We start from the raw sequence: 12,843 nt of genomic DNA on the forward strand, positions 1-12,843 counted from the left end.
ATAAGCAACAATGAAAATGAGGAGGAAGCGCATGAACGCAGTATTGTTTGTTGGCCACGGCAGCCGGGACCCGGAAGGGAACGAGGAGATCCGGGAGTTTGTCCGTTCGGTGGAAGGTCGGCTGGGGGAGCCGATCGTGGAGACGTGCTTCTTGGAATTCGAGGCGCCGTCCATTTCGAAAGGCATCGCGACATGCGTAGCGAAGGGAGCAACGCGCATCGCGGTGGTGCCGATTACGCTGTTTGCTGCGGGCCATGCCAAGCTGCATATTCCGGCAGCCATCGATGAAGCGAGACTGAGATACCCGGCGGTGCAGTTTATGTACGGCCGTCCGATCGGGGTGCACGAGCTGGCGCTGGATATTTTGATCTCCAGGCTGACGGAAGCGGGTGTGGACGGCTTGGCCGGGGCGGACGATACGGCGCTTCTGGTCATCGGACGCGGCAGCAGCGACGCGGATGCTAACAGCGATTTGTACAAAATTACACGGCTGCTCTGGGAGCGGCTTAAGGTAAAATGGGTAGAGACGGCGTTTATCGGCGTTACGGCGCCGCTGGTGGACGAAGGAATCGAGCGCTGTATCCGGCTTGGGGCGAAGCGGGTCGTCCTGCTGCCTTACTTTTTGTTCACCGGCGTGCTGATCAAGCGGATGGAGCAAATGACGGAAGCTTTTGCGGAGAAGTATCCAGATCAATCGTTTATACTGGCGGAATATTTCGGGTTCCACCCGACGCTGCAAACAATTCTGCTGGAGCGGGCCCAAGAAGCGCTACAAGGCGAAGCGCGGATGAACTGCGATATGTGCCAGTACCGTCTTGAAGCGATGAAACATCTGGACCATCATCACCATCACGACCACGAGCATGGGCACGATCATCACCATCACCATCATCACCACCATGAACACGATCACGACCATGATCATCATCACGACCACGATCACCATCATGCGCACTCTCATGATCACTCTCATGATCACGACCACCACCATCCGGAAAGCGGCGGCGCGAAGCCCGCGGGGCCGTCAGAGGCGGCTGCGTCGAAAGAGGTGCTGTCATGATCGTTGTGCTGGCCGGGACGAGCGACGCCCGGGAGCTGGCGCTGCTTATCCGCGCGGAGGGCTATCCGCTCGTCGCCACCGTCGTGACCGAGAGCGCGGCCAAGAGCCTCGAAGAAGCGGGGCTCGAGGTGCGCATGGGTCGGCTTGACGCACACGGCTTGGCCGATTTGATCCGCAGCCGCGGCGCCCAAGCGGTGGTCGATGCGAGCCATCCGTTTGCGGAGGAAGCCTCCCGCAACGCGATGGCGGCGGCCGAGCAGGCAGGGGTGCCTTATATCCGCTACGAGCGCGAGCGCGGATCGTACGATGGGCACCCGCGGCTGTTTTTCGTCGACGATTACGAAGAAGCGGCTGAGCTGGCGGCGCAGAAGCGCGGGGTCGTCATGCTGACGACGGGAAGCAAGACGCTGCAAATCTTTGCCGAGAAGCTGATCGGGCTGCCGGACACGACACTGGTGGCGCGCATGCTGCCGCGCAAGGACAATATGGAGAAATGCGAGCAGCTCGGCCTGGAGCAGAAGAACATTATCGCGATGCAGGGGCCTTTTTCCAAAGAGCTGAACCAGGCGCTGTACAAGCATTACGGCGTCAACGTCATCGTCACGAAGGAAAGCGGCAAGGTCGGCGCGGTGGAGGAAAAGCTGTCGGCGGCGCTCGAAATGGATATCGATACGATTGTTATCGGACGGCCGCAGTTGGAGTACGGCGAAGTGTATTCGGATTTTGAAGGCGTCACGAACGCGTTAAACGCATTATTTCAGGAGGTGCGCGATTAATGGATTTTCGCACGGAATTTAAACCGCTTACCGTTCAACCGCAGGAAATTGAAGAAAAAAGCTTCGAAATGATCACGGAGGAGCTTGGCGAGCACAACTACACGGAAGAGCAGTTCAAGGTCGTGCAGCGCGTCATTCACGCGTCGGCGGATTTTGAGCTTGGGCGCAGCCTGGTGTTCCATCCGGATGCGATCCGCGCCGGAATCGAAGCGATCCGCAGCGGCAAGCCGGTGGTGGCGGACGTGCAGATGGTGCAGGTCGGCATCAGCAAGCCGCGGCTGGCTAAGTACGGCGGCGACGTGCGGGTATACATTTCGGATGCGGATGTGATGGAGGAAGCGAAACGGCTAAACACGACCCGGGCGATCATTTCCATACGGAAAGCGGCGCGGGAAGCGGACGGCGCGATTTATGCGATCGGCAATGCGCCGACGGCGCTGCTGGAGCTGATCCGTCTCGTCAAGGAAGGGGAGGCGCGCCCGGGACTGATCGTCGGCGTTCCGGTCGGCTTCGTATCGGCGGCCGAGTCCAAGGAAGAGCTGCTGAAGCTGGACGTGCCGTTTATTACGAATATCGGGCGGAAGGGCGGCAGCCCGGTCGCGGTGGCGACCGTCAACGCGCTGTCGCTGCTCGCCGAACGGCAGGGATAACGCGATGGCGGACGGCGGGGAAAAGGAAACGAAGCCGCTCCGGCATGGCTATACGACGGGCGCCTGCGCGACGGCGGCGGCTCAAGCGGCACTCGAGGCGCTGATTATGCAGGAGTCCCAGACGCAAGCGACCATTCGCCTACCGATCGGGCAGGACGTGACGTTTGAAATTGTCGCCTGCGCTTATGCGTCCGATTGGGCGTCCGCCGAGGTGATCAAAGACGGCGGAGACGACCCGGACGCCACGCACGGCGCGCGGATCATCAGCGAGGTGTTCTGGCGCGAAGCGCCGGGGATCGAGATCGACGGCGGCGTCGGGGTCGGCCGGGTGACGAAGCCAGGGCTGCCGATCGAGGTCGGACAGGCGGCGATCAATCCGGTGCCGCGGAAAATGATCCGCGAAGCTGTCGAAGCGGTGCTGAACCGCTATGAGCTGCATCGCGGCGTGCGCGTGGTCGTCTCCGTGCCGGATGGCGAGGAGATTGCGAAGAAGACGCTCAACGCGCGGCTTGGCATCCTCGGCGGCATCTCGATTTTGGGGACGCGGGGCATTGTGGTGCCGTTCTCGACAGCCGCTTACAAAGCGAGCGTCGCGCAGGCGATCCGCGTGGCGGTCAAGGGCGGCTGCAGCCACGTGGTGCTGTCGACCGGCGGGCGCAGCGAGAAGTTCGGCATGGAGCTGTATCCGGAGCTGCCGGAGGAAGCGTTTGTCGAGATGGGCGATTTCGTCGGCTTTGCGATTCAGCAATGCGCGCGGCAGGGTATCAGCAAAATAACGCTCGTTGGCATGATGGGTAAATTTTCCAAAGTGGCGCAGGGCGTGATGATGGTTCATTCGAAGAGTGCCTCGGTCGATTTCGGATTTCTGGCGTGTATGGCGGAGGAAGCGGGAGCGCCGGAGGCGGCCGTCAAGGAAATTTTGGAAGCGAATACGGCAGCGCAGGTCGGCGATCAGATGCAGGCGCTGGGCTGTACCGCATTTTTCGACGTGATGTCCAGCCACTGCTGCCGGGAATCGCTGCGTGAAGCGGGTGCGCTTGGACCTGAAGCGAAGTTGCAAACGCCGCTAGAGGTCGAAACGGTGATCATTTCGATGAAGGGGGCGCTGTTGGGGCGCAAAAGCATGACGAACGAGGTTTAACGGTCTGCTTGCGCTTGCATAGAGGACTACGATTGACCGGACTCGGACTCCGGCAGGCAGGCGGGCGAGAAGGAAAGGGGTACACGCATGGAAGAAAAAATCGCAGTGATCGGGATTGGCGACGACGGAGCGGCGGGTTTGCCGCAGGCATATCTCGACCGGATTCGGCAAACCGAGCTATTGATTGGCGGGGAGCGGCAGCTGCAGTTTTTTGCCGACACCGCCGCTGAAAAGGTCGTGCTCAAAAGCGGGCTGTCCGAGCTGACGGAGCGCCTGAGGTCGGAAACCCGGAACGCGGTGGTGCTGGCCTCGGGCGATCCGTTGTTTTACGGGATCGGAGGCTATTTGGCCGGCAAGCTGCCCGGGCGGGTGGAGGTTTACCCGCAAGTAAGCTCGCTGCAGCTTGCTTTTGCGCGGATCGGCGAGAGCTGGCAGGACGCCGTAGTCGTCAGCGCACACGGACGCAGCATGCAAGGCTTGGCGCAGCGGATCGACGGTGCGAAGAAGGTGGCGCTGCTCACGGACGAGCACAATACGCCGGGGGCAATTGCCCGCTATTTGCTGAATTACGGCATGACCGAATACGAAGTATTCGTCGGCGAGAACCTCGGAGGACCTGCCGAGCGGACGGGCTGGTACGGACTGCAGGAACTGGCGGATACGGTGCAGACGCACTTTTCGCCGCTCAATGTCGTCGTGCTGCGGATGCGCAAAGACGCCGAACCGCCGCGCTGGGCGCTCGGCATCGAGGATGGAGAGTTTGCGCAGCGGAAGCCGGACAAAGGACTCATCACGAAAAAGGAAGTCCGTGTGCTCAGCTTGGCGGCCCTGCAGTTGAAGCGGGACAGCGTCGTTTGGGATATCGGCACCTGCACAGGCTCGGTCGCGATCGAAGCGGCGAAAATCTGCCGCGAAGGCGCGGTCTACGCCATCGAGAAGAACGAGGGCGACCTGGATAATTTTCACGAGAACTCCCGCAAATTCCGTACGGACATTACCGCCGTACACGGCAAAGCGCCCCAAGGTCTGGAGCAGTTTCCCGATCCTGATGCGGTCTTTATCGGCGGCAGCGGCGGCGAGCTGCGCGAGCTGTTGGCCGTGTGCTGTGCCCGGCTGAAGCCGGAAGGGCGGATCGTGCTGAACGCGGTGACGATCGAGAATTTGTCCGCCGCGGCGCAAGCTTTTGCCGCGGAAGGGTTCGTAACGGACATTACGCTGACCCAGGTGAGCCGCAGCAAGCCGATTTTGGACATGACGCGGTTTGAAAGCTTGAATCCGGTATACATCATTGCAGCGCGGAAGCGGACGGATAAAGGAGAGGACGGAACGGATGAGTAAACTGGGCACGTTGTACGGATTGGGCGTGGGGCCGGGGGACCCCGAGCTGATTACGGTGAAGGCGTTCCGCCTGCTGAAGGAGTCGCCGGTGATCGCCTACCCCCGCAAAAAATCCGGGGCCAAGAGCTACGCTTTGGCGATTACGGAACTGTACGTCGATACCCGGGAGAAGGAAATGGTCGGCCTGACCTTCCCGATGACGAAGGACCGCGAAGCGCTGGAGAAGCAGTGGAACAAGACGGTCGACACGGTATGGGGCTATCTCAGCCAAGGAAAAAATGTCGCGTTCGTCACGGAAGGCGATCCGATGCTATACAGCACATACATTCACCTGATGCGGCTCATGAAGGAGCGCCATCCCGAGGTGGAAGCCGTATCCATACCTGGGATCTCTTCCGTACTTGCTGCTGCGTCGAGGCTAGGCCTGCCGCTGGCGGATGGAGACGAGCAGGTGGCCGTCGTGCCGGCGACCGACGATTACGATGCGATGCGCCGGGCGATTGAAACGCACGACTGCGTCGTGTTCATCAAGGTAGCGAAGGTCATCGACCTGATGCTGACCGTGCTGCGCGATCTGGGGCTGGTCGACAAGGCAGCCGTCTTGACCAAGGTAACCTCTGCGGAGGAGCTGATCTGGCGCAACATTGAGGAGCTGGCCGGACGGGAGCTGGAATATTTGACGCTGATGGTGGTGAGAAAATAGATGAAAATTTATATTATCGGAGCAGGTCCCGGCGACCCGGATTTGATCACCGTCAAAGGGCTCCGCATTCTGCAGGAAGCGGACGTCGTATTGTACACGGATTCTCTTGTCAATGAGGAGCTGATTGCCCGGGCGAAGCCGGGGGCGGAGGTGCTGCAAAGCGCGGGCATGAGCCTGGAGGAAATGGTCGCGGTCATGACCGACCGGGTCAAAGCGGGCAAGCTCGTCGCCCGGGTGCATACCGGCGATCCGGCTGTGTTCGGAGCAATTATGGAGCAAAAGGCGCTGCTCGCCAAAGAAGGCATCTCCTGCGAAATCATTCCGGGCGTCAGCTCGGTGTTTGCGTCCGCAGCCGCGGTCGGCGCGGAGCTGACGATCCCGGATCTGACGCAGACGCTGATTTTGACGCGGGCCGAGGGACGCACCCCGGTGCCGGACCGCGAGCAGCTGAAAGAGCTGGCGTCGCACCACTGTACGATCGCGCTGTTCCTCAGCGCGACGCTGACCAAAAAAGTCGTGCGCGAGCTGACCGAAGCCGGATGGAGCCTCGATACGCCGGTAGCGGTCGTACAGCGGGCGACGTGGCCGGATCAACTGATCGTCCGCACGACGCTGGAGAAGCTGGACGAGGATATGCGGACGAACGGCATTCGCTCGCATGCGATGATTTTGGCCGGGTGGGCGCTTGACCCGAATATCCACGAGAAAGACGAATACCGCTCCAAGCTGTACGATAAGGCGTTCACTCACGGTTACCGCAAAGGAGTGAAGGAATGATGAGCGCGAAGGGCGGAGACGGCGAGCGGAACGGTATGGTGGCGTCGGCTGGAGCGGTGGGCGACGCGCCCGGAGCCGCGGTGGACGGGGCTCAGCCCATTGTTCTGCAGGAAGGCGTGATCCCTGCCGTCCGCTTGAACGGAGACTACGCCGTCGTCGCCATTACGAAGCACGGCGTGGAGCTGGCACGGCGTTTGCAGAGCACGTTCTCCCATGCGGACGTATATTACATGTCCAAATTCGCGCGAGGCGACGAGGCGGCAAAAGGCATCCAATTGTTCGAGGGCAGCGTGCGGCTGCTTTTTCCCGCGTTGTTCCCGGCGTATAAGGGCATCATTTGCATCATCTCGCTCGGCGCGGTGGTTCGGATGATCGCGCCGCTGCTGGAGGATAAAAAGAAAGACCCCGGCATCGTCGTCATCGACGACAAAGGGGAGCATGTCATCAGCGTGCTGTCGGGCCATCTGGGTGGAGCCAACGAGCTGACGCGCGAGGTGGCGGCGGCGCTGGGCGCCAGACCTGTGCTGACGACCGCGTCGGACGTGCAGAAGACGATCGCCGTCGACCTGTTCGGCCGCCGCTTCGGCTGGACATGGGAGTCAGCCGACAAGCTGACGCCGGTCAGCGCGTCCGTCGTCAACGAAGAGCGCGTCGCCGTCGTCCAGGAGTCCGGCGAGCCGGACTGGTGGCTGTACGACACGCCGCTGCCGCAGACGATCCGCGTGTACGGCGACGTGCGGAGCGCGCTGGCGTACGAGCCGCAGGCGGCGCTGGTGGTCACGCACCGGCAGCTTGAGGCCGACGAGGAAGTGATTCTCTCCAACGGCGTGCTGTACCGGCCGAAGGTGATCGCGCTGGGCATCGGCTGCAACCGCGGCACGTCTGCGGAGGAGATCGAAGCGGTGATCCGCGAGACGCTCGAAGAGCTGCGCTTCTCGATCCGCAGCGTCAAGGCGGTCTGCACGATCGATCTGAAGAAGGACGAGGAAGGGCTGCTTGCTGTCTGCGCCAAATACGGATGGCCCCTTGAATGCTATACGCCGGGCGAATTGAACGAGATGCCGATGGAAGAGCCGTCGGACACGGTGTTCAAGTTCACCGGCGCTTACGGAGTCAGCGAGCCCGCGGCCAAACGGTACACCGGCGCGGAGCGGCTAGCACTGATCAAAAAGAAAAGCGGCAACGTAACGATTTCCGTCGGTCTTCTGGCGTTTGGGAAGTAGCCACGCGCACGTGGCTGCTGTGCGGAAGCATAAAAACGGAAATTTCAGCTTTGCAGCGGAAAGGAGTCGATGAATCTCATGAGCGAATCTAGAGCGCACCGAAGCCTCGTCGTGGCCGGAACGGGAAGCGGAGCCGGCAAAACGACCGTTACCCTCGGACTCATGTCGGCGCTCCGCCGCCGGGGAATGACGGTGCAGGGCTTCAAATGCGGCCCGGACTATATCGATCCGACGTATCATAAGGCGGTGACGGGCAGACCGTCCCGCAATTTGGACAGCTGGATGCTGACCCCGGACACGGTGAAGGAAATTTACGCCCGGGCTTCCCGGGATGCGGACATTTCGATCATCGAAGGCGTGATGGGATTTTACGACGGCAAAGATCCGTTGTCCAATACGGGAAGCACGGCGGAAATCAGCCTGCTGCTCGATTGCCCCGTCCTGCTTGTCGTGAACTGCCAGAGCATGGCCCGCAGCGCCGCGGCCATCGTCAAAGGCTTCCAGTGCCTGGAGCCGCGCGCCCGCATCGCCGCCGTATTCGCCAACAAGGTCGGCAGCGACGGACATTACCGGATCGTGAAGGAAGCGATCGAGCAGGAATGCGGCATTCCCGTTATCGGGTACATGAAGCGGGAGGATTCGCTTTCCGTTCCCGAACGGCATCTGGGGCTGGTGCCGTCCATCGAGCGCGGGGAGCTTGGCGGCTTGTTCGAAGCGCTGGCCGACCGGATCGATCAGACGGTCGATATGGACCGTCTGCTGGAGCTGGCGCAAGCGTCCGAGCCTTCGGCCGTCCCTCAGCCGCGCTTGTTCGCCGAGCCGTCCCACCGTTACCGTGTAAGGATGGCGGTCGCCCGGGACGCCGCATTTCATTTTTATTACCCGGAAAATTTGGAGCTGCTGGAACTGTACGGGGCGGAGCTCGTCTACTTCTCGCCGCTGGCCGGGGAGCCGCTGCCGGAAGACGTGCAGGGCTTGTATATCGGCGGCGGATTCCCCGAGGAGTTTGCCGAGCGGCTAAGCGCCCAGACGCAGGTCACGGACTCGATCCGCAGCGCCGTGGAGCGCGGGCTTCCGACGCTGGCCGAATGCGGCGGCTTTATGTATTTGACCGGAGCGATCGGAGATACGCAGGGGCGAAGCTATCCGATGCTGGGCCTCGTCCCGGGGCAAGTGACGATGCAGACGAAGCTGGCTGCGCTAGGATTGCGGGAGGTCACGGGAGCGGAAGGCAACTTTCTGCTGCCTGCAGGGGAGACGGCCCGCGGGCACGAATTCCATTACTCGGTTTACGAGCCGCAGTCGGAGCTGCCTCACGCTTATGAGACAAAGGGACTGCGCGGCGCGAAAAAGGACGGCTGCCTGCTCCATCGGACGGTAGCCGGCTACACGCACTTGCATTTTGCTTCGAACCCCGGCATCGTGGCGCGCTGGCTGGAATGCTGCGAAGCGTACGGCCAATAGAATGTGAAAAGAGGGCTAACCGGCGGTCGGTCGCACGACGCGTCGATTGGCCCTTTTTGGCGTATATGGCGTCGTCAAAATGGCTAAATCGTCCATTGGTCATGAACGATACCGGCCAAATACCAAGTATCAGCGTGCTTTTGGAAAACGAGCCTCAGACTGCTCCAGCCCATTTCGTTCTGGTCTGCATCGCGGCTGAAATGGTACTCGATAAAGATCGAATGCGGATACGCCTCGCGAAGGTTTATAACCGAGTTGCCCTGCCTCACGATCTCGTTATATCCGATTTTTTCCGGCTGCACATAATCCCGGTCGTACACGAAACGTTTGTAATAATCTTGGAACGTCAGCTGGATCGGAGCGCCGCTGCCGTCATAGGTCCCCCAAGTATACACGGTTTTGTCTTGAGGGAGCGCCGGAAGCTGTCCGGCTTTAAAAATCAAGTCGTGATTTACATCGACCGTCGCATACGGGGAGAACCGGATGCCTTTTTCCGGATGGATGTACTGCTGGAGCCGGTTCATATCTTGATGCTTGAGTGCTGTAAGGACGGTTTCCGCTTGGTTGGCAATGACCTTCTGTGCCTCACCCGGCGCTAACGTTCCGGTACCCTCTACATCCGGCTCGACATGGGATAGGGTCTTTGAATAAGAACCGGGTTGCAGGGAGGAGGCGACGGGGGCGAGAAGCAGCGTCAGCCCCAAAACAACCGTCTGAATAAGCACGAAATCTCACCTCTTTTCTCATAGGAAATTGGACTAGCTTAAGGTTTCCTGCGGCCCATACATATAGTTATGTATATTATATACCCGCAATACGATCCGGTAAAAACGGCCCCTGTCGTGGTCCTCCTGCGACAAGGAGTTCGAACCGGAACTAACGATTTCCGGAGCGAAACAGCGTCTCGCCGACAAATCCGCCTTCTCCCGCACCCGGAGGACAAGCGAATACGGCGCTGGATACATGCGAAGTGAATTTATTGAGCGCATCCAGCTTCGCAAGAAGGGATAGCATGGGAATGAACTGCTGCTTCACGCTCCGCTGAAAGCTGATAAAAAAGAGGCCGGCCTCCCACTCGCCTGTCCTTGCGTCGATCCCGTCGACGTAGGAATAAGCCCGGCGAAGCATTTTCGTTCCCGCGCTGCGGGCCAGCCATACATGTGAGCTCGCCGGAAATTGGCTCAGCGGAGCAGGGTCGAATTCGTTCTTTTTGCCAAAAGGAGCGCCGCTCTCCTTCAGCCGGCCGAAGGTGATCTCCTGCTCGGCCAGCGTAGCCCGGTCCCACGGCTCCAGAAACATGCGGATTTTGCGCGCGACCAAATATGTGCCGTTCGCCATCCATGCGGGCGCGTCGGACGACGCTACCCAGACATGCTGCGATTTCGCCGCATCCGAATCGAGCTCACGATTGGCCGTGCCATCCTTGAATCCAAAAAGATTTCTCGGCGTCTGCCCGTCAGGGGCTCCGATGTAGCCGTGTTGAACCCACCGGATCGCCGCGGTGCCCTTGGAGGCTTTGGCCAAGTTGCGGATCGCATGGAAAGCGACGCCCGGATCGTCTGCGCAGGCCTGCACCCCGATATCTCCGCCGCACCATTGCGGGTTGAGCCGGTCGCCGGGCATGGGCGGAATATCGGATAGCTCGGCCGGCTGCTCGGAGGCAAGGCCGAAGCGGTCTTTGCCGTTGCTCTGGAACAACGTGGGTCCGAACCCGAATGTGAGGGTCAGATTCGAGGGGGAAAGCCCCTTCGTTTCTCCGGTATCCACCGGCGGCGAGGTGACGTCTCCGCTCTCTCTCAGAGGCTTCCCTGCGGTCATGATAGCGCTGGCCGCGGACCATTCTTGCAATAACTTCAATAGCTGCCCGGCATCCTGATGCAAAATATCGAATGCGGCGAAGCATACGTACTGCTGCTGAGGAGTGACGATTCCGGCCTGCTGCGGACCGTAAAAAGGGACGGCATCGCTCGTCCCCGCTTGAGGCTTCGTCGTTGGCATGTTGGAGCCTGGACCCGGATCGGCGCGCTTAAGAGACATTAGGGTTGCCATCCCGCTCATGCCCAGTACAACGCCGGTTCCGGCAATGGCAGACAGTTTCAGCATCTCGCGGCGGCTGATTGATTCATTCTCCGGCTCCGGGCGGTTCTCCCCGGCTGCAATTTTTTCTTCCTCTGGCGTATTGTTCATTGGAAAAGCCCCCTTTTATATATTCAATCCCGGCAAGTCCGGGGGTGCTTCGGTACAAATGGTATCGAGCCGCCGCTCTTTCTGCGCTAAACGGTTTCATGGCTCTCGCGGTGTTAGGAAAGATAAAAGAGACCGAAAGGTTTCTTTTTTTACAGTAATTCAGAATCTGGCCGTTTTCAACCGTCTCATGTTACGAATTTGAGACAGCCGTATCTCGGCACCAGAGATCTGCGAGTTGAAAAAGGGAATCAAGGCGGTAAGCGTAAAAATGTCATTGACTGCCAATCATAACACGTGTTATTTTTAGCGTAGGAGGGATTTGATCTTGAAACGTGTAACAAGCTTTGACGTGGCGGCAAAAGCAGGCGTCTCCCGCAGCGTCGTCTCTGCGGTGCTTAACGGCACGCCTGGGATTGGCGTCAGCGAGGAGAAGCGGCGCGCTGTGCTGCAGGCGATCGAGGAATTGAATTACGTCGTCGATGCGCAGGCCCAAGGGATGCGCACCGGACGCAGCCGCTGCATCGCGGCTTGTGGAGATCTGCGCAATCCGCTGTTCGCGCAAATGCTGGAAGGACTGCAAAAGGCTTGCGCCGAGCAAGGGTACCACGTCCTGCTGTACGGTGGCACCCAGCTTTCCTCGGATCGGCAAGGTCTGGTGGAGCTGTTCCTGCAGCGCCGGATCGACGGCATTATCACCAAGGACTCGACGAGCTTCCATGACGACGAGTGGCGGCGGCAAGTCGAACGGCACCGCATTCCTTATGTGTCGGTGGAGGGGTATCCGGAAACCGCCGAGGTAGCTTCCGTTCAGATGGACTATGCCCAAAGCATCCGGACCGCGCTCGATTATGCATGGAGCAAGCTCGGCAAGCCGTTGACTTACGTCGAACTCTACCATGGTCCCGAACATCGGCCGAATTGGGGGGACCGCCAGCGGACGGAGGCTTATGCCGGTTGGATGCGGGAGCGGGGCATGAAACCGTGCATTCGGGTAAAGCTGGAGGCCGAATGGCCGGAGGACAGCGGCTGGTGGCGGGAGCTGCTGCGTAGCGGGCCTGAAGCGCCCGGCTGTTTGACGAACTGGTCACGTGCGACGGTGTCTTTGTACCGCGCCGCTTTTGAGTCGGGGATGCGTATCGGTCAAGATTTCTTCGTGATGGCTGCGGACAATACGGAACGGTTGAATGCGGGGCTGGTGCCCTCGTTAAGTGCCGTGGAGGTTCCTTATGCGGAAATGGGCGAAGCTGCGGGAAATCGGCTGATCGAATACATCGAGGAGCGGAGAGAACAGACTGATACAGCCCGCATCTGGCTGCCGGCCAAGCTGATGGCGCGGGAAAGCTTATAGCTCCCGCGCCGGCCGGACAGAATCGGCCGCTTCTCGCGGCGTCAAGAGCAAGCATTGGTTAGAAACTGGCCGAACGGATCTGAAGAGTGGGTTAACTTATTACACCAGCTTAATTTCACGTTTATGCAATTTGTAACACAATATTTTTTTGATACGACATAACACGTGTTATATCA

At 60.0% G+C, this 12,843-nt stretch carries 12 protein-coding genes; 10 read left to right on the plus strand and 2 right to left on the minus strand.

Annotated features, from left to right (window positions below):
* Nucleotides 1–31: 31 nt before the first annotated feature.
* From NI000_RS28265 to NI000_RS28305, 9 genes are all read left to right on the plus strand, one after another.
* Nucleotides 32–1,060, plus strand: a complete 1,029-nt coding sequence (locus NI000_RS28265) for a sirohydrochlorin chelatase (RefSeq protein ID WP_253414703.1) — start codon at nucleotides 32–34, stop codon at nucleotides 1,058–1,060.
* Nucleotides 1,057–1,836 (plus strand): precorrin-6A reductase, encoded by a 780-nt coding sequence (gene cobK, locus NI000_RS28270; RefSeq protein WP_253414704.1) that lies wholly within the window; start codon nucleotides 1,057–1,059, stop codon nucleotides 1,834–1,836. The genes NI000_RS28265 and cobK overlap by 4 nt, the downstream gene beginning before the upstream one ends.
* Nucleotides 1,836–2,486 carry a precorrin-8X methylmutase gene (locus tag NI000_RS28275; protein WP_025853116.1) on the plus strand — a complete coding sequence of 217 codons (651 nt, stop codon included), beginning with the start codon at nucleotides 1,836–1,838 and terminating at the stop codon, nucleotides 2,484–2,486. The genes cobK and NI000_RS28275 overlap by 1 nt, the downstream gene beginning before the upstream one ends.
* A 4-nt stretch (nucleotides 2,487–2,490) precedes the next feature.
* On the plus strand, nucleotides 2,491–3,627 hold the full coding sequence (locus NI000_RS28280) for a cobalt-precorrin-5B (C(1))-methyltransferase (RefSeq protein ID WP_253414705.1): 1,137 nt from the start codon (nucleotides 2,491–2,493) through the stop codon (nucleotides 3,625–3,627).
* A gap of 87 nt (nucleotides 3,628–3,714) precedes the next feature.
* On the plus strand, nucleotides 3,715–4,965 hold the full coding sequence (gene cbiE, locus NI000_RS28285) for a precorrin-6y C5,15-methyltransferase (decarboxylating) subunit CbiE (protein WP_253414706.1): 1,251 nt from the start codon (nucleotides 3,715–3,717) through the stop codon (nucleotides 4,963–4,965).
* A complete protein-coding gene (gene cobI / locus NI000_RS28290; protein ID WP_108534435.1) occupies nucleotides 4,958–5,668 on the plus strand; it encodes a precorrin-2 C(20)-methyltransferase in 711 nt (236 codons plus the stop codon). Before cbiE ends, cobI begins: the two co-directional genes overlap by 8 nt.
* A complete protein-coding gene (cobM, locus tag NI000_RS28295) occupies nucleotides 5,669–6,445 on the plus strand; it encodes a precorrin-4 C(11)-methyltransferase (protein WP_253414707.1) in 777 nt (258 codons plus the stop codon).
* Nucleotides 6,445–7,668, plus strand: a complete 1,224-nt coding sequence (locus NI000_RS28300; RefSeq protein ID WP_375541013.1) for a cobalt-precorrin 5A hydrolase — start codon at nucleotides 6,445–6,447, stop codon at nucleotides 7,666–7,668. The genes cobM and NI000_RS28300 overlap by 1 nt, the downstream gene beginning before the upstream one ends.
* Nucleotides 7,669–7,746: 78 nt before the next feature.
* On the plus strand, nucleotides 7,747–9,132 hold the full coding sequence (locus NI000_RS28305; RefSeq protein ID WP_253414708.1) for a cobyrinate a,c-diamide synthase: 1,386 nt from the start codon (nucleotides 7,747–7,749) through the stop codon (nucleotides 9,130–9,132).
* An 83-nt stretch (nucleotides 9,133–9,215) separates the two neighbouring features.
* Here the strand turns inward: NI000_RS28305 and NI000_RS28310 are convergent, their stop codons facing one another.
* Nucleotides 9,216–9,857: a hypothetical protein gene (locus NI000_RS28310; RefSeq protein WP_253414709.1), complete on the minus strand. Its 642-nt coding sequence runs from the start codon at nucleotides 9,855–9,857 to the stop codon at nucleotides 9,216–9,218.
* A 151-nt stretch (nucleotides 9,858–10,008) separates the two neighbouring features.
* A complete protein-coding gene (gene efeB / locus NI000_RS28315; RefSeq protein WP_253414710.1) occupies nucleotides 10,009–11,319 on the minus strand; it encodes an iron uptake transporter deferrochelatase/peroxidase subunit in 1,311 nt (436 codons plus the stop codon).
* Between the two features lie 325 nt (nucleotides 11,320–11,644).
* Between efeB and NI000_RS28320 the strand changes: the two genes are divergently transcribed.
* Nucleotides 11,645–12,667 (plus strand): LacI family DNA-binding transcriptional regulator, encoded by a 1,023-nt coding sequence (locus NI000_RS28320; protein ID WP_253414711.1) that lies wholly within the window; start codon nucleotides 11,645–11,647, stop codon nucleotides 12,665–12,667.
* The last annotated feature ends 176 nt before the right edge of the window (nucleotides 12,668–12,843 follow it).

The organism is Paenibacillus tyrphae (assembly GCF_024158745.1).
Taxonomy (GTDB): domain Bacteria; phylum Bacillota; class Bacilli; order Paenibacillales; family NBRC-103111; genus Paenibacillus_G; species Paenibacillus_G tyrfis_A.

Excerpts from the sequence above, each read along its gene's own strand:
- cobK (WP_253414704.1), top strand. The coding sequence starts at position 1,057 with ATGATCGTTGTGCTGGCCGGGACGAGCGACGCCCGGGAGCTGGCGCTG.
- NI000_RS28300 (WP_375541013.1), top strand. The coding sequence starts at position 6,445 with ATGAGCGCGAAGGGCGGAGACGGCGAGCGGAACGGTATGGTGGCGTCG.
- NI000_RS28275 (WP_025853116.1), top strand. The coding sequence starts at position 1,836 with ATGGATTTTCGCACGGAATTTAAACCGCTTACCGTTCAACCGCAGGAA.
- cbiE (WP_253414706.1), top strand. The coding sequence starts at position 3,715 with ATGGAAGAAAAAATCGCAGTGATCGGGATTGGCGACGACGGAGCGGCG.
- NI000_RS28305 (WP_253414708.1), top strand. The coding sequence starts at position 7,747 with ATGAGCGAATCTAGAGCGCACCGAAGCCTCGTCGTGGCCGGAACGGGA.
- NI000_RS28265 (WP_253414703.1), top strand. The coding sequence starts at position 32 with ATGAACGCAGTATTGTTTGTTGGCCACGGCAGCCGGGACCCGGAAGGG.
- efeB (WP_253414710.1), bottom strand. The coding sequence starts at position 11,319 with ATGAACAATACGCCAGAGGAAGAAAAAATTGCAGCCGGGGAGAACCGC.
- NI000_RS28280 (WP_253414705.1), top strand. The coding sequence starts at position 2,491 with ATGGCGGACGGCGGGGAAAAGGAAACGAAGCCGCTCCGGCATGGCTAT.
- cobI (WP_108534435.1), top strand. The coding sequence starts at position 4,958 with ATGAGTAAACTGGGCACGTTGTACGGATTGGGCGTGGGGCCGGGGGAC.
- cobM (WP_253414707.1), top strand. The coding sequence starts at position 5,669 with ATGAAAATTTATATTATCGGAGCAGGTCCCGGCGACCCGGATTTGATC.